This window comes from Pseudomonas sp. MWU12-3103b (genome assembly GCF_023100615.1).
GTDB lineage: Bacteria > Pseudomonadota > Gammaproteobacteria > Pseudomonadales > Pseudomonadaceae > Aquipseudomonas > Aquipseudomonas putida_A.
This window is the reverse complement of sequence record NZ_JALMEY010000021.1, coordinates 1-16,952: the sequence shown is the minus strand read 5'-3', so window position 1 is coordinate 16,952 and position 16,952 is coordinate 1. Positions and strand designations below refer to the sequence as shown.

15 protein-coding genes and 1 pseudogene are annotated in these 16,952 nt (G+C 60.8%); 12 read left to right on the top strand and 4 right to left on the bottom strand.

The genetic code is table 11. From position 1 onward, the window contains the following. Positions 1-21: 21 nt before the first annotated feature. Positions 22-1,617 carry a beta (1-6) glucans synthase gene (locus M0808_RS25670; protein ID WP_247842893.1) on the top strand — a complete coding sequence of 532 codons (1,596 nt, stop codon included), beginning with the start codon at positions 22-24 and terminating at the stop codon, positions 1,615-1,617. A gap of 115 nt (positions 1,618-1,732) precedes the next feature. Here M0808_RS25670 and M0808_RS25665 read toward each other — a convergent pair whose 3' ends face one another. After that, positions 1,733-2,101, bottom strand: coding sequence for a hypothetical protein (locus tag M0808_RS25665; protein ID WP_247842891.1), 369 nt, complete (start codon positions 2,099-2,101; stop codon positions 1,733-1,735). Positions 2,102-2,324: 223 nt separating this feature from the next. Between M0808_RS25665 and M0808_RS25660 the strand changes: the two genes are divergently transcribed. Then, on the top strand, positions 2,325-3,623 hold the full coding sequence (locus M0808_RS25660; protein WP_027613946.1) for a serine/threonine protein kinase: 1,299 nt from the start codon (positions 2,325-2,327) through the stop codon (positions 3,621-3,623). Next, the gene (locus M0808_RS25655) at positions 3,616-4,404 is read left to right on the top strand and encodes a VacJ family lipoprotein (RefSeq protein ID WP_150367868.1); all 789 of its coding nucleotides are present in this window, start codon (positions 3,616-3,618) and stop codon (positions 4,402-4,404) included. Before M0808_RS25660 ends, M0808_RS25655 begins: the two co-directional genes overlap by 8 nt. Positions 4,405-4,580: 176 nt before the next feature. Here M0808_RS25655 and M0808_RS25650 read toward each other — a convergent pair whose 3' ends face one another. Next, positions 4,581-5,495 (bottom strand): DUF808 domain-containing protein, encoded by a 915-nt coding sequence (locus M0808_RS25650; protein WP_247842889.1) that lies wholly within the window; start codon positions 5,493-5,495, stop codon positions 4,581-4,583. Between the two features lie 134 nt (positions 5,496-5,629). On the opposite strand from M0808_RS25650, the gene M0808_RS25645 reads away from it, so the two are divergent. Beyond that, positions 5,630-6,235 (top strand): TetR/AcrR family transcriptional regulator, encoded by a 606-nt coding sequence (locus tag M0808_RS25645; RefSeq protein WP_007969638.1) that lies wholly within the window; start codon positions 5,630-5,632, stop codon positions 6,233-6,235. Between the two features lie 132 nt (positions 6,236-6,367). Here M0808_RS25645 and M0808_RS25640 read toward each other — a convergent pair whose 3' ends face one another. Beyond that, positions 6,368-6,808, bottom strand: a complete 441-nt coding sequence (locus M0808_RS25640; protein ID WP_247842888.1) for a heme-binding protein — start codon at positions 6,806-6,808, stop codon at positions 6,368-6,370. A gap of 268 nt (positions 6,809-7,076) precedes the next feature. On the opposite strand from M0808_RS25640, the gene gcl reads away from it, so the two are divergent. The 3 genes from gcl (at position 7,077) to M0808_RS25625 (ending at position 10,868) form a co-directional block, all read left to right on the top strand. Beyond that, on the top strand, positions 7,077-8,852 hold the full coding sequence (gene gcl / locus M0808_RS25635) for a glyoxylate carboligase (RefSeq protein WP_003222966.1): 1,776 nt from the start codon (positions 7,077-7,079) through the stop codon (positions 8,850-8,852). A 177-nt stretch (positions 8,853-9,029) separates the two neighbouring features. Next, positions 9,030-9,812, top strand: coding sequence for a hydroxypyruvate isomerase (hyi, locus tag M0808_RS25630; protein ID WP_096796235.1), 783 nt, complete (start codon positions 9,030-9,032; stop codon positions 9,810-9,812). Positions 9,813-9,974: 162 nt separating this feature from the next. After that, complete coding sequence (locus tag M0808_RS25625) at positions 9,975-10,868, top strand: 2-hydroxy-3-oxopropionate reductase (protein WP_003222962.1); 894 nt, start codon at positions 9,975-9,977, stop codon at positions 10,866-10,868. A 20-nt stretch (positions 10,869-10,888) separates the two neighbouring features. Here M0808_RS25625 and M0808_RS28605 read toward each other — a convergent pair. Further along, positions 10,889-11,011 (bottom strand): annotated as a pseudogene (locus M0808_RS28605) (metal ABC transporter ATP-binding protein); the annotation flags it as partial. Positions 11,012-11,029: 18 nt separating this feature from the next. On the opposite strand from M0808_RS28605, the gene M0808_RS25620 reads away from it, so the two are divergent. From M0808_RS25620 to M0808_RS25600, 5 genes are all read left to right on the top strand, one after another. Beyond that, complete coding sequence (locus M0808_RS25620) at positions 11,030-12,304, top strand: glycerate kinase (protein ID WP_247842887.1); 1,275 nt, start codon at positions 11,030-11,032, stop codon at positions 12,302-12,304. Continuing rightward, complete coding sequence (gene pyk / locus M0808_RS25615) at positions 12,301-13,716, top strand: pyruvate kinase (RefSeq protein WP_247842885.1); 1,416 nt, start codon at positions 12,301-12,303, stop codon at positions 13,714-13,716. The genes M0808_RS25620 and pyk overlap by 4 nt, the downstream gene beginning before the upstream one ends. A gap of 198 nt (positions 13,717-13,914) precedes the next feature. After that, positions 13,915-14,829, top strand: a complete 915-nt coding sequence (locus M0808_RS25610; protein WP_247842883.1) for an urea transporter — start codon at positions 13,915-13,917, stop codon at positions 14,827-14,829. A 21-nt stretch (positions 14,830-14,850) separates the two neighbouring features. Further along, entirely contained in the window at positions 14,851-15,675 is an 825-nt protein-coding gene (locus M0808_RS25605; RefSeq protein ID WP_095667160.1) for an ion transporter, read from the top strand. A 105-nt stretch (positions 15,676-15,780) separates the two neighbouring features. Then, on the top strand, positions 15,781-16,776 hold the full coding sequence (locus tag M0808_RS25600; RefSeq protein ID WP_096796240.1) for a sulfate ABC transporter substrate-binding protein: 996 nt from the start codon (positions 15,781-15,783) through the stop codon (positions 16,774-16,776). Positions 16,777-16,952 lie beyond the last annotated feature (176 nt).

The window sequence follows — 16,952 nt, the reverse complement described above, 5'->3', positions numbered from 1 at the left end:
AGGCCACCAACCCGCGGATAAATGCAGGTAACATGCGTCGCTTTGCAGCCACTCGGCCTGACCATGTCCGCGACTTCCCGCTTCCCGTTTGTTCCTTATCTCTTCGCCTGCCTGCTCGGCCTGTTTGCCCTTGGCGGCTTCTGGTACGGCCTCGGCAAACCGGTGATCCTGCCGGACGCCGCGACCCCGACGCACAAGTTGCAATGCGCCTCCTACACGCCATTCGACAAGGACCAGTCGCCGTTCGACGTGCCGTTCAAGCTGCGCCCGGAGCGCATGGACGCCGACCTTGCCCTGCTGGCGACGCGCTTCGAATGCATCCGCACCTACTCGATGACCGGCCTCGAAGCCCTGCCGCAACTGGCGCGCAAGCACGGTCTGAAGTTGATGATCGGCGCCTGGGTCAACAGCAACCCGGCGGACACCGAGAAAGAAGTCGACCTGCTGATTGCTTCGGCCAACGCCAACCCGGATGTGGTCAGCGCGGTGATCGTCGGCAACGAAGCGTTGCTGCGCAAGGAAGTCACCGGCGCGCAACTGGCGAAGCTGATCAACAAGGTCAAAAGCCAGGTCAAGCAACCGGTCACCTATGCCGATGTCTGGGAGTTCTGGCTCAAGCACCCGGAAGTCGCGCCGGCGGTGGATTTCCTGACCATTCACTTGCTGCCGTATTGGGAAGATGATCCGTCGAACATTGACGTCGCTCTGCAACATGTGGCGGATGTGCGTCAGGTGTTCGGCAACAAGTTCGCGCCCAAGGACGTGATGATCGGCGAAACCGGCTGGCCCAGCGAAGGTCGCCAGCGCGAGACCGCCCTGCCGAGCCGGGTCAACGAGGCCAAGTTCATTCGCGGTTTTGTCGCGATGGCCGAGAAGGAAGGCTGGCATTACAACCTGATCGAGGCGTTCGACCAGCCATGGAAACGGGGCAGCGAAGGTGCGGTCGGCGGTTACTGGGGCCTGTTCGACGCCGATCGCCAGGACAAGGGCGTGCTCGCCGGGCCAGTGACCAATGTGCCGTACTGGAAGGAATGGCTGGGCGTCGGTGGGCTGATTTTCCTCGGTACGCTGCTATTCGGCGGCCGGGTTCGCACCACACAATCGGCGTTGGTTCTGCCCCTGCTTGCGGCAGTTGCAGCCTGCTCGATCGGCGCCTGGGGCGATCTGGCGCGAGTGACCACGCGGTTTGCCAGCGAATGGCTGTGGGTCGGCTTGCTGACAGCGTTGAATCTGTTGGTGCTGGCGCATGCCGCGCTGACCTTGAGCAACCGTCAGGGTTGGCGTGAACGGGCGTTCACTCTACTGGAACGCCGCGCTGGCTGGCTGGTTGCTGCGGCGGGATTTGCGGCGGCGGTGATGATGCTGGAGATGGTGTTCGACGCGCGTTATCGCAGTTTCGCCAGCATGGCGTTCATCCTGCCGGCGCTGGTTTTCGTGTGCCGTCCGGTCAGCGTGCCACGCCGGGAAATCGCCCTCCTGACCTTTATCATCGGCGCCGGCATTGCGCCGCAGCTGTATGAAGAAGGATTGTTGAATCAGCAGGCGTGGGGCTGGGCGCTGGTCAGTGGTTTGATGGTGGCGGCGTTGTGGCGCTGCCTGCGGGTTCGCAAAGGCTGATCTCCAGAGGCCAGTCTGGCCCCTTCGCGAGCAAGCCCGCTCCCACATTTAATCGGGTTCCTCCAGTTGGAATGCAATCGAATGTGGGAGCGGGCTTGCTCGCGAAGGCTGACTCTTAGGCGCTGCGGGACGCCCGGACCAACCGCAATCCGCCAATCACCAGCGCAAACACCGCCAACGTCGTGTTGTACAACGCCAGCGCCGGCAGCCCGAACACCAGCGCCAGCACCGCCAGCCACCACCCTGCCCGCCCGGGCAGCACAAAACCCAGCAGCGCCGCACCCAGCGCGGTCCAGCCCAACACCTTGAAGTGGATCATCAGCCCCAGGTTCGAACGCACCGAGCATTCCCAACGGCTCGCTTCATCGACGCAGATGCCAACCCACTGTCCGTCCTCCATGAAGCCATAACGCGCGCCATAACTGGCGGCCAGCCACAGCGGCAACAGCACGAGCAACAGGATCACGGGCAAGCGGCGGGACATGAATCTCTCCAATCAACGAAATCGGCGGCCAGCTTAATCGCACTTGTACCGTTGGCAAGTACTAACAACTGTTAACTGGTCATCCGCGCCTTGCAAAGTGTATCGTCCAGCTACTATTACTCCGAATTCTGCCTGTTTGGTGCCGAGGCATGGCACTTTGGCGCAAGCCCGGTGGTCATAGCCTGCGAACTTCATTCGGCACCTTCCTTTAAGGGATCCAGTCATGCTCCGTTCCTTGCGCTTCGCCGCGCTGTTCAGCGGCCTTATTCTGAGTGCGTCCGCACTGGCGGTGGATATCGATGCCGCCAGTTATGGCTATCCCCTGACCAACCCGTTCGAGGCGACCATCGCCACCACGCCACCGGACCTGCGCCCGGAGTTGCCGTCGAACGACGAGATCAATCAGTCCGACCACAGCATCACCCTGCGCCCGGAACGGGCCTTCATCCTCCCGGACAATTTCTGGGCGGTGAAAAAACTCACCTACCGCATCGCCGAGCAGGACAAACCGGCGCCGCTGATCTTCCTGATCGCCGGCACCGGTGCGCGCTATGACAGCACGCTCAACGAATACCTGAAGAAGCTCTACTACAAGGCCGGCTACCACGTCGTGCAGTTGTCGTCGCCCACCAGCTTCGACTTCATCAGCGCCGCTTCACGCTTCGCCACCCCGGGCATCACCAAGGAAGACGCCGAAGACATGTACCGGGTGATGCAGGCCGTGCGCGCGCAGCATCCGAAATTGCCGGTCACCGAGTACTACCTCAGCGGCTACAGCCTCGGCGCGCTGGATGCCGCGTTCGTCGCGCATCTGGACGAGACCCGACGCAGCTTCAACTTCAAGAAAGTCCTGCTGCTCAACCCGCCGGTCAACCTCTACACCTCGATCAGCAACCTCGACAAACTGGTACAGACCGAGGTGAAGGGCATCAACAACAGCACCACCTTCTATGAACTGGTGCTGAACAAGCTGACCCGCTACTTCCAGCAGAAAGGCTACATCGACCTCAATGACGCCCTGCTCTACGACTTCCAGCAGTCGAAGCAGCACCTGACCAACGAACAGATGGCGATGCTGATCGGCACTTCGTTCCGTTTCTCGGCGGCCGACATTGCCTTCACCTCCGACCTGATCAACCGTCGTGGCCTGATCACCCCGCCGAAATTCCCGATCACCGAAGGCACCAGCCTCACGCCGTTCCTCAAGCGTGCGCTGCAATGCGACTTCGACTGCTACCTGACCGAACAAGTGATTCCGATGTGGCGCGCGCGCACTGACGGCGGCAGCCTGCTGCAACTGATCGATCAGGTCAGCCTGTACGCACTCAAGGATTACCTGCACGACAGCCCGAAAATCGCCGTCATGCACAATGCTGATGACGTGATCCTCGGCCCTGGCGACCTCGGTTTCCTGCGCAAGACCTTTGGCGATCGCCTGACCGTTTACCCACTGGGCGGCCATTGCGGCAACCTTAACTACCGCGTCAACAGCGACGCCATGCTGGAGTTTTTCCGTGGCTAAATATCTCCTGCTGATTGCAGCGCTCCTCAGTGCAGGCGTGGCCCAGGCCGACAACAGCAAAGCCAACGCGCCGGTGGTGGTCGACAGCGACGGCTTCAAGGAGCCGCTGTCCAAACTCAAGTTCAACCCGGGGCTGGACCAGCGTGAGTTCGAGCGCTCGACGCTCAACGCACTCAACGTCTATGACCCGCTGGAGTCGTGGAACCGCCGCGTCTACCACTTCAACTACCGCTTCGACCAATGGGTGTTCCTGCCGGTGGTCGACGGTTATCGCTACGTGACGCCAAGCTTCCTGCGCACCGGGGTGAGCAACTTCTTCAACAACCTTGGCGACGTGCCGAACCTGGTCAACAGCCTGCTGCAGTTCAAGGGCAAGCGCTCGATGGAAACCACCGCGCGCCTGTTGCTCAACACCACTATCGGCATTGCCGGTCTGTGGGACCCAGCCACTGCCATGGGCCTGCCGCGCCAAAACGAAGACTTCGGTCAGACCCTGGGTTTCTACGGCGTACCGGGCGGTGCCTACTTCGTGTTGCCGATCCTCGGCCCGTCGAACATTCGCGACACCGCCGGCCTCGCCGTGGACTACACCGCCGAATCGGCGATCAACTACCTGAACGTGTCGGAAGTCAGCTCCAACCACCCGGAAATCTGGGCCCTGCGTGCGGTCGACAAGCGCTACCAGACCAACTTCCGCTACGGCCAGATGAACTCGCCGTTCGAGTACGAGAAAGTGCGTTACGTCTACACCGAGTCGCGCAAGTTGCAGATTGCCGAGTAACCTCAGCGGCAACGAAAAAGGGCCATTCGATGCGAGTCGAATGGCCCTTTTTCATAGCACAACCCAGATCAAACTGTGGGAGCGGGCTTGCTCGCGAATGCGGTGAATCAGCCAGCATATTCTTCGACTGACACACCGCATTCGCGAGCAAGCCCGCTCCCACAGGAGTGATGTGTTTATCCTTTGATCGCGCGCCAGATTTTACCGACCACCGAAACCACCGCCAGCACTGCCGCGCCCGCGATGATCCCCGCCACGCCATTGAGCAGCACAGGGACTGCGAACCCGGCGCTACCGGCCGCCACACCGACACTTTCAATCCAGTGATGCAGCACAGGAACGCCGTGGGTAAGGATGCCGCCACCGACGAGGAACATCGCCGCTGTGCCGATCACCGACAGGCCTTTCATCATGTACGGGGCGGCGCGCAGGATCGCGTTGCCAATGCTTTTTGCTGCCGAGCCGGATTTCTGCGTCAGCCACAGGCCCAGGTCGTCGAGTTTGACGATGCCTGCCACCAGGCCATAAACACCGACGGTCATGACGATGGCGATGCCCGACATGACGATCACTTGCTGGGTCAGCGATGCGTCGGCCACGGTACCAAGGGTAATGGCGATGATTTCCGCCGAGAGGATGAAGTCAGTGCGGATCGCGCCTTTGATCTTGTCCTTCTCGTAAGCCACCAGATCGGTGGTCGGCTCGGCCACCGCCGCGCTCAATTGCGCGTGGTCGGCATCATCTTCGGCCTTGCTGTGCAGGAACTTGTGCGCGAGCTTCTCGAAACCTTCGAAACACAGGTACGCGCCGCCGACCATCAACAGCGGCGTCACCAGCCATGGCACAAACGCACTGATCGCCAGGGCCGAGGGCACCAGGATCAGCTTGTTGAGGAACGAGCCCTTGGCGACCGCCCAGACCACCGGAATTTCCCGCTCGGCGCGCACGCCGGAGACTTGCTGGGCATTGAGCGCCAAGTCATCGCCGAGCACGCCGGCGGTCTTCTTCGCGGCCATTTTGCTCATCAACGCCACATCATCCAGAACGGTGGCAATATCGTCGATCAGCACCAGCAAACTGCTTCCTGCCATGAATCTTGTTTCCTTATGTGAATAATGCCGCGCAGCATACCGCGACTGCGGGCCACACGGGGCATTCTTGAGCCATGCGCGAGGCCGGTGCTACCATGCGCAACCGCCAGAACAGGCAAGGAACCACCGGGTTTATGAGCACAATCCGCGAGCGCAACAAAGAACTGATCCTGCGTGCCGCCAGTGAGGAATTTGCCGACAAGGGCTTCGCTGCGACCAAAACCAGCGACATCGCCGCCAAGGCAGGATTGCCCAAGCCCAACGTTTACTACTACTTCAAATCCAAGGAAAACCTCTACCGCGAGGTCCTGGAAAGCATCATCGTGCCGATCCTGCAGGCTTCGACCCCGTTCAACCCGGACGGCGTACCGAGCGAAGTGCTCAGCGGCTACATCCGCTCGAAGATCCGCATCTCCCGCGACCTGCCCTTCGCCTCCAAGGTGTTCGCCAGCGAAATCATGCACGGCGCTCCGCACCTGAGCGCCGACCTGGTCGAGCAGCTCAACAGCCAGGCCAAGCACAACATCGACTGCATCCAGAGCTGGATCGACCGCGGCCAGATCGCCCCGATCGACCCCAATCACCTGATGTTCAGCATCTGGGCCGCGACCCAGACCTACGCCGACTTCGACTGGCAGATCTCTGCGGTCACCGGCAAGGACAAGCTGGACGAGGCGGATTACGAGGCTGCGGCGCAAACGATTATCCGGTTGGTGTTGAAAGGGTGTGAGCCGGACTGATAGACCGCGGTGACTGCTTCGCGAGCAAGCTCGCTCCCACAGGAGATTTGAGGTGTTCACACTTTATGTGTCAGAACACAAACCTGTGGGAGCGAGCTTGCTCGCGAAAACTTCAGTTCAGACGCTACAAAATCAACCAGCCACCCCCGCATCCGCCCTCAAATCCAGCGCCTCTACCGCTTTGATCGCCACCTGCTCATCAATATCCGACAGATCGCCGCTAATCCCGATCGCCCCCAGCACATTCCCCGCCTGATCACGGATCAACACCCCGCCCGGGGCCGGGACGACGCTGCCCTGGCCCATGCTGTTGAGTGCGGCGATGAAGGCCGGGCGTTGTTGGGCGTCCAGCGCCAGCAGGCGTGAGCCCTTGCCCAGGGCGATGGCGCCCCAGGCTTTGCCGATGGCGATGTTCGGGCGCAGCAGGCTGGCGCCGTCTTCGCGTTGCAGGGTGATCAGGTGGCCGCCGGTATCGAGTACCGCGATGGTCAGCGGCGCGGCGTTGATCCCGCGCCCGGTGCTGATGGCTTCGTTGACCAGGTTGACTGCGACTTTCAAGGTTAAAGCGCTCATGGTGCCGTCCTCATTTTGTTATTGGGAAAGTCGTGGGGCTGCGCTCAAGTGCCGCAGACCGATGCCACAAATAGAACACAATGAATTATTTTTTTGTATACAATAATTCTCGAAAGGCGCCACATGCGACGAAAAGCCACAGCAAAACCGGCTTCCGACAAATGAAACAGACGCTTGAGAAAATGGATTGACCTGCGCCGTCCGCCGTGAATACACTCTGCGCAAAGCCACTTGTATACAATTACAAAACGTAAAGAGGCACAAAACCATGAGCAAAATGAGAGCAATCGAAGCCGCCGTTCTGGTGATGCGCCGTGAGGGGGTTGATACCGCTTTTGGCATTCCGGGTGCTGCGATCAACCCGCTGTACTCCGCCCTGCAGAAAGTCGGTGGCATCGATCACGTCCTCGCTCGCCACGTCGAAGGCGCGTCACACATGGCCGAGGGTTACACCCGCACCAAGGCCGGCAACATCGGCGTGTGCATCGGTACATCCGGCCCTGCCGGTACCGACATGGTCACCGGGCTCTACAGCGCCTCGGCCGACTCGATCCCGATCCTCTGCATCACCGGCCAGGCACCCCGCGCCCGTATGCACAAGGAAGACTTCCAGGCGGTCGACATCACCAGCATCGTCAAGCCCGTCACCAAGTGGGCGACCACCGTTCTGGAGCCGGGCCAGGTGCCCTACGCGTTCCAGAAAGCCTTCTACGAAATGCGCTCCGGCCGCCCGGGCCCGGTGCTGATCGACCTGCCGTTCGACGTGCAGATGGCTGAAATCGAATTCGACATCGACGCCTACCAGCCATTGCCGCTGGCCAAGCCAACCGCGACCCGCATTCAGGTCGAGAAGGCTCTGGCCCTGCTTGATCAGGCCGAGCGTCCATTGCTGGTGGCCGGTGGCGGCATCATCAACGCCGACGCCAGCGATCTGCTGGTGGAGTTCGCCGAGCTGACCGGTATTCCGGTGATCCCGACCCTGATGGGCTGGGGCACCATTCCCGATGATCACCCGCTGATGGTCGGCATGGTCGGTCTGCAGACGTCGCACCGTTACGGCAACGCCACGCTGCTGAAATCCGACGTGGTACTGGGTATCGGTAACCGTTGGGCCAACCGTCACACCGGTTCGGTCGACGTCTACACCGAAGGGCGCAAGTTCATTCACGTTGACATCGAAGGCACGCAGATCGGCCGCGTGTTCACTCCGGATCTGGGCATCGTCTCCGACGCTGCTGCGGCGCTGACCGTGTTCATCGAAGTCGCCCGTGAATGGCAAGCCGCCGGCAAGCTGAAAAACCGCAGTGCCTGGCTGCAGGATTGCCAGCAGCGCAAAGCCAGCCTGCATCGCAAGACCCACTTCGACAACGTGCCGGTGAAACCACAGCGCGTTTACGAAGAAATGAACCAGGTGTTCGGCAAAGACACCTGCTACGTCAGCACCATTGGTCTGTCGCAGATTGCCGGCGCGCAGTTCCTGCACGTCTACAAGCCGCGTCACTGGATCAACTGCGGTCAGGCCGGCCCGTTGGGCTGGACCATTCCGGCAGCGCTGGGCGTGGTCAAGGCCGATCCGAGCCGGAAAGTCGTGGCCCTGTCGGGGGACTATGACTTCCAGTTCATGATCGAGGAGCTGGCGGTCGGCGCTCAGTTCAAACTGCCTTACATCCACGTCGTGGTGAACAACTCGTACCTGGGGCTGATCCGTCAGGCCCAGCGCGGGTTCGAAATGGACTACTGCGTGCAGCTGTCCTTCGATAACCTGAACGCGCCGGAACTCAACGGTTACGGTGTCGACCACATCGCAGTCGCCGAAGGCCTCGGCTGTAAAGCCCTGCGGGTGTTCGAACCATCGGAAATCGCCCCTGCCCTGCGCAAGGCCGAACAGATGATCGAAGAGTTCAAGGTACCGGTGATTGTCGAGATCATCCTGGAGCGTGTGACCAACATCTCCATGGGGACCGAGATCAACGCCGTCAACGAATTCGAAGACCTGGCACTGGTCGGCAACGACGCGCCAACGGCGATTTCGTTGCTCGACTGAACGTAACTGGCTCCCTCTCCCTCCGGGAGAGGGCTGGGGTGAGGGAGCGATTTTGTGTCGTTCGGGGAATTTGGGGCCAACCCTGATTCCCCCCTCACCCTAACCCTCTCCCCCTGGAGAGGGGACTGATTGGGTTTAGTCTGACCACCCGCGTCAAAACCGTTTTAGGAGACCACCATGCCGCGTTTCGCTGCCAACCTGTCCATGCTGTTCACCGAACAGGATTTCCTTGCCCGTTTCGACGCCGCCGCCAAGGCCGGTTTCAGTGGTGTGGAATACCTGTTCCCGTACGACTTCAGCTCTGCGGAAATCAAGGCCAGGCTCGATGCCAACGGTCTGACCCAAGTGCTGTTCAACCTGCCGGCCGGTGACTGGGCCAAGGGCGAGCGCGGTATCGCGTGTCTGCCGGATCGGGTTGAAGAGTTCCGCGCCGGGGTCGATCTGGCGATCGCTTACGCACAAGTACTGGGCAACACCCAGGTCAACTGCCTGGCCGGTATCCGTCCGCAAGGCGTGGACGATGCCACCGTGGAAAAAACCTTCGTCGCCAACCTCAAGTACGCGGCCGACAAGCTGCAGGCGGCGGGTATCAAACTGGTGATGGAAGCGATCAACACCCGCGACATCCCGGGTTTCTACCTGAACAACACGGCGCAAGCCCTGTCGATTCGCGAGCAGGTCGGCAGCGCCAATCTGTTCCTGCAATACGACATCTATCACATGCAAATCATGGAAGGCGATCTGGCCCGTACCCTGCAATCGCACCTGGCCGAGATCAACCATGTGCAGCTCGCGGACAACCCGGGGCGCAACGAGCCGGGCACCGGTGAGATCAACTACCGCTTCCTGTTCGAACACCTGGATCGCATCGGTTATCAGGGTTGGGTTGGCTGCGAATACAAGCCGCTGACCACCACTGAAGCGGGCCTCGGCTGGCTGAAAACCCACAACGCAATTTAAGAACACTAAAAAAAAACCTGTGGGAGCGGGCTTGCTCGCGAATGCGGTGGTTCAGTCAACACGGATATTGAATGTTCCACCGCATTCGCGAGCAAGCCCGCTCCCACCCAAGGCAACACCCCCTATTTCGCTTGAGCAAGACAAAAACAAGAGGATTTTCTCATGGCTAAAATCGGATTTATCGGCACCGGCATCATGGGCCACCCAATGGCTTCGAACCTGCAGAAAGCCGGTCACAGCCTGTTCCTGTCGGCGCACCACGACGCCGCTCCAGCCGATCTGGTTGCCGCTGGCGCCGTCGCCCTGGCCAACCCGCGCGAAGTGGCGCAGGAAGCCGAATTCATCATCGTCATGGTCCCGGACACCCCACAGGTCGACGACGTGCTGTTCCGCGCCGACGGCGTTGCTGCCGGCATCGGCAAAGGCAAAGTCGTGATCGACATGAGCTCGATCTCGCCGACCGCCACCAAGGCTTTCGCCAAGAAGATCAACGAAAAAGGCGCGCAGTACCTCGACGCGCCAGTGTCCGGCGGTGAAGTCGGCGCCAAGGCTGCGACCCTGAGCATCATGGTCGGTGGCGACGCCGATGCCTTCGAACGCGCCCTGCCGCTGTTCCAGGCCATGGGCAAGAACATCACTCTGGTCGGTGGCAATGGCGACGGTCAGACCGCCAAAGTGGCGAACCAGATCATCGTCGCGCTGAACATCCAGGCCGTGGCTGAAGCGCTGCTGTTCGCCTCGAAAAACGGCGCTGATCCAGCCAAGGTGCGTGAAGCGCTGATGGGCGGTTTCGCTTCGTCGAAGATCCTCGAAGTGCACGGCGAGCGCATGATCAAAGGCACTTTCGATCCAGGCTTCCGCATCAGCCTGCACCAGAAGGACCTGAACCTGGCCCTGCAAGGCGCCAAGGAGCTGAACATCAACCTGCCGAACACCGCCAACGCCCAGCAAGTGTTCAGCACCTGCGCGGCCATCGGTGGCAGCAACTGGGACCACTCGGCGCTGATCAAGGGTCTGGAACACATGGCCAACTTCTCGATTCGCGACAAAAAATAAAGCCACTGCCCCACCGCTTGAACCTGTGGGAGCGAGCTTGCTCGCGAAGAGGGAGTATCAGTCGACATGGATATTGATTGATCCATCGCTTTCGCGAGCAAGCTCGCTCCCACAGGGATCTCTACCGCCCTTTCGAATAACAAGAATTCCGGGAGCCCGCCATGTCGGTCGATCCGCAACAACTGCTGCGCGAGCTGTTTGCCACAGCCATCGACGCGGCCCATCCGAACCAAGTCCTCGAAGCCCATCTGCCTGCTGATCGCAGCGGTCGGGTGATCGTCATCGGTGCCGGCAAGGCCGCAGCTGCCATGGCCCAGGTGGTCGAGCGCTGCTGGCAGGGTGAAGTATCCGGTCTGGTGGTGACCCGTTACGGTCACGGCGCTCCGTGCGAAAAAATCGAAGTGGTCGAAGCCGCGCATCCGGTACCGGACGCTGCCGGTCTGGCCGTGGCCAAACGCGTGCTGGAACTGGTCAGCAATCTGACTGAAGACGACCGCGTGATCTTCCTGCTCTCCGGCGGCGGTTCTGCCCTGCTCGCGCTGCCAGCCGAAGGCATCACCCTGGCCGACAAGCAGTCGATCAACAAAGCCCTGCTTAAATCCGGCGCGACCATCGGCGAGATGAACTGCGTGCGCAAGCACCTCTCGGCGATCAAGGGCGGCCGCCTCGGCAAGGCTTGCTGGCCTGCCACCGTCTACACCTACGCAATTTCCGATGTACCGGGCGACCTCGCCACGGTCATCGCCTCCGGCCCGACCGTGGCCGACCCGAGCACTTCGGCCGAAGCGCTGGCGATCCTCAAGCGCTACAACATTGAAGTCCCGGCCTCGGTGCGCAACTGGCTGCAAAGCGCGGAATCGGAAACGGTCAAACCCGGCGATCCGAGCCTGGCCCGCAGCCACTTCCAGTTGATCGCCCGCCCTCAGCAATCGCTGGATGCAGCGGCGGTGAAATGCCGTCAGGCCGGTTTCAGCACATTGATCCTTGGCGACCTGGAAGGTGAGTCACGTGAAGTGGCGAAGGTCCACGCCGGCATTGCTCGGCAGATCATCAATCATGGCCAGCCACTCGCTGCGCCGTGCGTGATTCTTTCCGGCGGCGAAACCACGGTCACCGTGCGCGGCAATGGCCGCGGCGGGCGCAACGCCGAATTCCTCCTGAGCCTGACCGACAGCCTCAAGGGCCAGCCAGGCGTTTATGCGCTGGCCGGCGACACCGACGGCATCGACGGTTCGGAAGACAACGCCGGCGCAATCATGACCCCGGACAGCTACGCCCGCGCGGCCGCCCTCGGTTTGAGCGCCAGCGACGAGCTGGATAACAACAACGGTTACGGCTACTTCGAGGCGCTCGATGCGCTGATCGTCACCGAGCCGACCCGCACCAACGTCAACGACTTCCGCGCCATCCTGATCCTTGAGAACTGCAAATCATGACGCCTGATAAAAAGGTCAAAATCCTCGCCACCCTCGGGCCTGCCGTCGATGGCATCGAAGACATCCGTGAACTGGTCGAGGCCGGGGTCAATATCTTCCGCCTGAACTTCAGTCACGGCGATCACGCCGACCACGCCAAGCGCTATCAGTGGATCCGCGAAGTCGAGCGCCAGCTCAACTATCCGCTGGGCATTCTGATGGATTTGCAGGGGCCGAAACTGCGCGTCGGCAAGTTCGCCGACGGCAAGGTACAGCTGCATCGTGGTCAGGCGTTCCGCCTCGATCTGGACGCTACGCCGGGCGATGAACGCCGGGTGAACCTGCCGCACCCGGAGATTATCGCCGCGCTGGAAGCCGGCATGGAACTGCTGCTGGATGACGGCAAACTGCGCCTGCGCGTGGTCAGCAAATACACCGACGCGATCGACACCACCGTGCTCGCCGGCGGCGAACTGTCGGACCGCAAAGGCGTGAACGTGCCGCAAGCGGTGCTCGACCTCAGCCCGCTGACCGCCAAGGATCGCCGCGACCTGAGCTTCGGTCTGGAGCTGGGCGTGGACTGGGTGGCGCTGTCGTTCGTGCAGCGTCCGCAGGACATTCTCGAAGCCCGCGAACTGATCGGCGACAAGGCCTTTCTGATGGCGAAAATCGAGAAGCCGTCAGCGGTTGAACAACTGCGCGAAATCGCCGAGCTGAGCGACGCGATCATGGTCGCTCGCGGCGATCTCGGTGTCGAAGTGCCGGCGGAAAGCGTGCCGCAGATCCAGAAAAACATCATCACAACCTGCCGTGAACTCGGCAAACCGGTGGTGGTGGCGACGCAGATGCTCGAATCGATGCGCTTCTCCCCGGCACCGACCCGTGCTGAAGTCACTGACGTGGCCAACGCTGTGGCTGAAGGCGCGGATGCAGTGATGCTCTCGGCCGAAACCGCGTCCGGCGAATACCCGCTGGAAGCGGTGCAGATGATGAGCAAGATCATTCGTCAGGTTGAGAACGGTCCGGACTATCAGACTCAACTCGACGTCAGCCGACCGAAAGCCGAGGCGACGGTGTCCGATGCCATCAGCTGCGCGATCCGCCGCATCAGCAACGTGCTGCCGGTGGCGGTGCTGGTCAACTACAGCGAATCGGGCGCCTCGACATTACGTGCGGCGCGGGAACGGCCGAAAGCGCCGATCCTCAACCTGACGCCGAACCTGCAGACCGCGCGGCGTTTGAGCGTGGCGTGGGGGATTCATTCGGTGGTCAACGATCGCCTGCGTCAGGTCGATGAAGTGTGTTCGACCGCCCTGGAAATCGCTCAGGCGCAAGGCATGGCCGAGCGCGGCGATACGTTGCTGATCACCGCCGGGGTGCCGTTCGGGCAGCCGGGATCGACCAACTCGCTGCGGATCGAAACATTGATCTGACGATTGCGACTGAAGCCTGTGGTGAGGGATTCATCCCCGATTGACTGCGCAGCAGTCACCGCTTTCAAGAGAGTGACGGTTTTCACAGAAAAACCGCACTCCCCGATTGGGGGCCGCTTCGCAGCCCATCGGGGATAAATCCCCTCACCACAGGTAAGCAAGACCTTTTGATTTTCCAACTGCCCAGATTTTTTCAACATGCCTGCCAATCATTTCAACACCCACTGCCCCGACTGGGCCGAGGCTTTGCTCAACGGTTTCAGTCAGATATTTCTTCAGCGCCACCCGCTATGCGGCCTGTTGTGCCTGCTGGCGATCCTGCTCACTGCGCCGGTGCTGTTTGCCGGCGCGCTGCTCGGGGCGGTCGCTGGATTGCTCACTGCACAGCGACGTAACTATGCCAAGGCTGATCGTCAGGCCGGTTTGTTCAGCTACAACGGCGTGCTGCTCGGCTTGTTGCTGAGTCTGTATTTCCCCTGGTCACCGCTGCTGCCGCCGCTGATTCTGGCGGCTGGCGGCGTCAGTGCGATGCTCACTCAGCAATGGCTCAAACACGTTTACCGCAGTCGATCGATACCGGCCTACACCTCGCCATTCGTGGCCATCGGCTGGATCCTGCTGCTGTTCGCCGAGCCATCCGCGCCGACGGCGCACATCGAGATGAACACGCTGAACCTGCTCGCCGCAGGACTGCGTGGATTGGGTCAGGTGATGTTCCTCGAGCATCCGCTGGCCGGCGCATTGATCGGCATCGGCTTGTTGATCGCTGATCGCCGCGCCTTTTGCTGGGCATTGTTCGCGTCAGCCATTGGCCTTGCGTCCAGTCTGTTGCACCACGAAACCGGCGCGGCATTGCTGGGACTGGGCAGTTACAACGCGGTACTCGCCGCCCTCGCCTTCAGTGCGCAGCGCCAGCAACCGTGGCTGCCGCTGCTGGGCATCGTCCTTGCGCTGCTGGTCACCCCGCTGTTCGTCGCTCTCGGTCTGGCGATGCTGACCGCGCCGTTCATCCTCGCCGGCTGGCTGATCCGCGCCGGGATCCAGATGCTCGGTAAAGCGGCCGTCGACGCCACGCCTTGCGCACAGGGGGACAATCAACCTAGGCTGCGCTGATCTTCAATTCAGGCGTTATCCATGGACAGCAGCAACAGTTGGCGTGAACGGCTTTACGTGATGATTTTCCAGAGCGACACCCTCGCCGGGCGGCGCTTCGACGGCACTTTGCTGTTGATCATCCTCGCCAGCCTGGTGGTGGTGATGCTCGACAGCATCGACAGCATTCACCAGAACTACGCCGACGTGCTGGCGTACATCGAATGGGGTTTCACCGTCATTTTTCTCGGTGAATACATCCTGCGACTGTATTGCTCACCGAAACCGTTGCGCTACGCCTTCAGTTTCTACGGACTGGTGGATCTGCTGGCGATCGTGCCCGGTATCCTCGCGCTGTATTACAGCGATGCGCAGTACCTGCTGATCATCCGCATCATCCGGATGCTGCGGATCTTTCGCGTGCTCAAGCTCAGCCCGTACCTCAAGCAAGCCAACTACCTGATGTCGGCGCTACGTGGCAGCAAGCAGAAGATCGTGGTGTTTCTGGTCAGCGTCTGCACCCTGGTGACGGTGTTCGGCACCCTGATGTACGTGATCGAAGGCCCGGAACATGGCTTCACCAGCATCCCCAAAGGCATCTATTGGGCTATTGTGACGTTGACCACCGTCGGCTTCGGCGACATCGTGCCGAAAACCCCGCTGGGCCAGGTGATTTCGTCGCTGGTGATGATCACCGGTTACTCGATCATCGCCGTGCCCACCGGGATTTTCACTGCAGAACTGGCCAACGCCATGCGCGGCGAACAGCTGCAACATGACTGCCCGGTGTGCAAGAAAAACAGCCATGAACAGAACGCAGCGTTTTGCTCGCGGTGCGGCAGTCAGCTGTTTAAGAAAGTGGAATAAGCACAGAGCTTTTTAATCTTTAAACGACTATGCCAGCCCGGCTATAGTCGCTGGCAAAACGGTATCACCCCCGACCGTTATCACCGACACAACAAGGAATGCGCAGTGAAAAAACTCTTTGGCGCCTCACTTCTCGCCGCCGGTCTTGCCTTTGGCAGCGTGGCTCAAGCCGCACCGACCCTGCTCAACGTCTCGTATGACGTGATGCGCGATTTCTACAAGGATTACAACACTGCGTTCCAGAAACACTGGCAGGCCGAGCACAACGAAAACATCACCGTGCAAATGTCCTTCGGCGGTTCGAGCAAGCAGGCGCGTTCGGTGATCGACGGCCTGCCGGCTGACGTCATCACCATGAACATGGCGACCGACATCAACGCCCTCGCCGACAACGGCAAACTGGTGCCGGAAAACTGGGTCAGCCGCCTGCCGAACAACAGCGCACCGTTCACCTCGGCCACCGTGTTCATCGTCCGCAAAGGCAACCCGAAAGCCCTGAAAGACTGGCCGGACCTGCTCAAGGACGGCGTGCAAGTGATCGTGCCGAACCCGAAAACTTCGGGCAACGGCCGCTACACCTACCTCTCGGCCTGGGGCTACGTGCTGAAAAATGGCGGTGACGAGAACAAGGCCAAGGACTTCGTCGGCAAACTGTTCAAGCAAGCGCCAGTGCTCGATACCGGTGGCCGCGCCGCGACTACCACGTTCATGACCAACCAGATCGGCGACGTGCTGGTGACCTTCGAGAACGAAGCCGAGATGATCGCTCGCGAGTTCGGTCGCGATCAGTTCGAGGTGATCTACCCAAGCGTCTCCGCCGAGGCCGAACCACCGGTGTCGGTGGTCGACAAAGTGGTCGACAAGAAAGGCACCCGCGCTGCCGCCGATGAATACCTGAAATACCTGTGGTCGCCGGAAGGTCAGGAAATCGCCGCCGCCAACTACCTGCGTCCACGGGACCCGGCAGTGCTGGCGAAATACACCGACCGTTTCCCGAAAGTCGACTTCCTGTCGGTTGAAAAGACCTTCGGCGACTGGCGTTCAGTGCAGAAGACCCACTTCAATGATGGCGGGATCTTTGATCAGATCTACAGCCAGTAAGATTTGGCGGACATGAAAAAGGCGACCCTCGGTGGTCGCCTTTTTCATGGCAGTTTTACCCTCACCCCAGCCCTCTCCCGGAGGGAGAGGGGGCCAACCGAGGTGTCTGGCGAGTTACATCGACCTGAAAGACCTTATGGATTATGGATTCGGCAAACAAGTTTCAGGTCGGCAAA

Coding starts and splice junctions, on each gene's coding strand:
- M0808_RS25670 (WP_247842893.1), top strand. CDS start 22: ATGCAGGTAACATGCGTCGCTTTGCAGCCACTCGGCCTGACCATGTCC.
- M0808_RS25665 (WP_247842891.1), bottom strand. CDS start 2,101: ATGTCCCGCCGCTTGCCCGTGATCCTGTTGCTCGTGCTGTTGCCGCTG.
- M0808_RS25660 (WP_027613946.1), top strand. CDS start 2,325: ATGCTCCGTTCCTTGCGCTTCGCCGCGCTGTTCAGCGGCCTTATTCTG.
- M0808_RS25650 (WP_247842889.1), bottom strand. CDS start 5,495: ATGGCAGGAAGCAGTTTGCTGGTGCTGATCGACGATATTGCCACCGTT.
- M0808_RS25645 (WP_007969638.1), top strand. CDS start 5,630: ATGAGCACAATCCGCGAGCGCAACAAAGAACTGATCCTGCGTGCCGCC.
- M0808_RS25640 (WP_247842888.1), bottom strand. CDS start 6,808: ATGAGCGCTTTAACCTTGAAAGTCGCAGTCAACCTGGTCAACGAAGCC.
- gcl (WP_003222966.1), top strand. CDS start 7,077: ATGAGCAAAATGAGAGCAATCGAAGCCGCCGTTCTGGTGATGCGCCGT.
- hyi (WP_096796235.1), top strand. CDS start 9,030: ATGCCGCGTTTCGCTGCCAACCTGTCCATGCTGTTCACCGAACAGGAT.
- M0808_RS25625 (WP_003222962.1), top strand. CDS start 9,975: ATGGCTAAAATCGGATTTATCGGCACCGGCATCATGGGCCACCCAATG.
- M0808_RS25620 (WP_247842887.1), top strand. CDS start 11,030: ATGTCGGTCGATCCGCAACAACTGCTGCGCGAGCTGTTTGCCACAGCC.
- pyk (WP_247842885.1), top strand. CDS start 12,301: ATGACGCCTGATAAAAAGGTCAAAATCCTCGCCACCCTCGGGCCTGCC.
- M0808_RS25610 (WP_247842883.1), top strand. CDS start 13,915: ATGCCTGCCAATCATTTCAACACCCACTGCCCCGACTGGGCCGAGGCT.
- M0808_RS25605 (WP_095667160.1), top strand. CDS start 14,851: ATGGACAGCAGCAACAGTTGGCGTGAACGGCTTTACGTGATGATTTTC.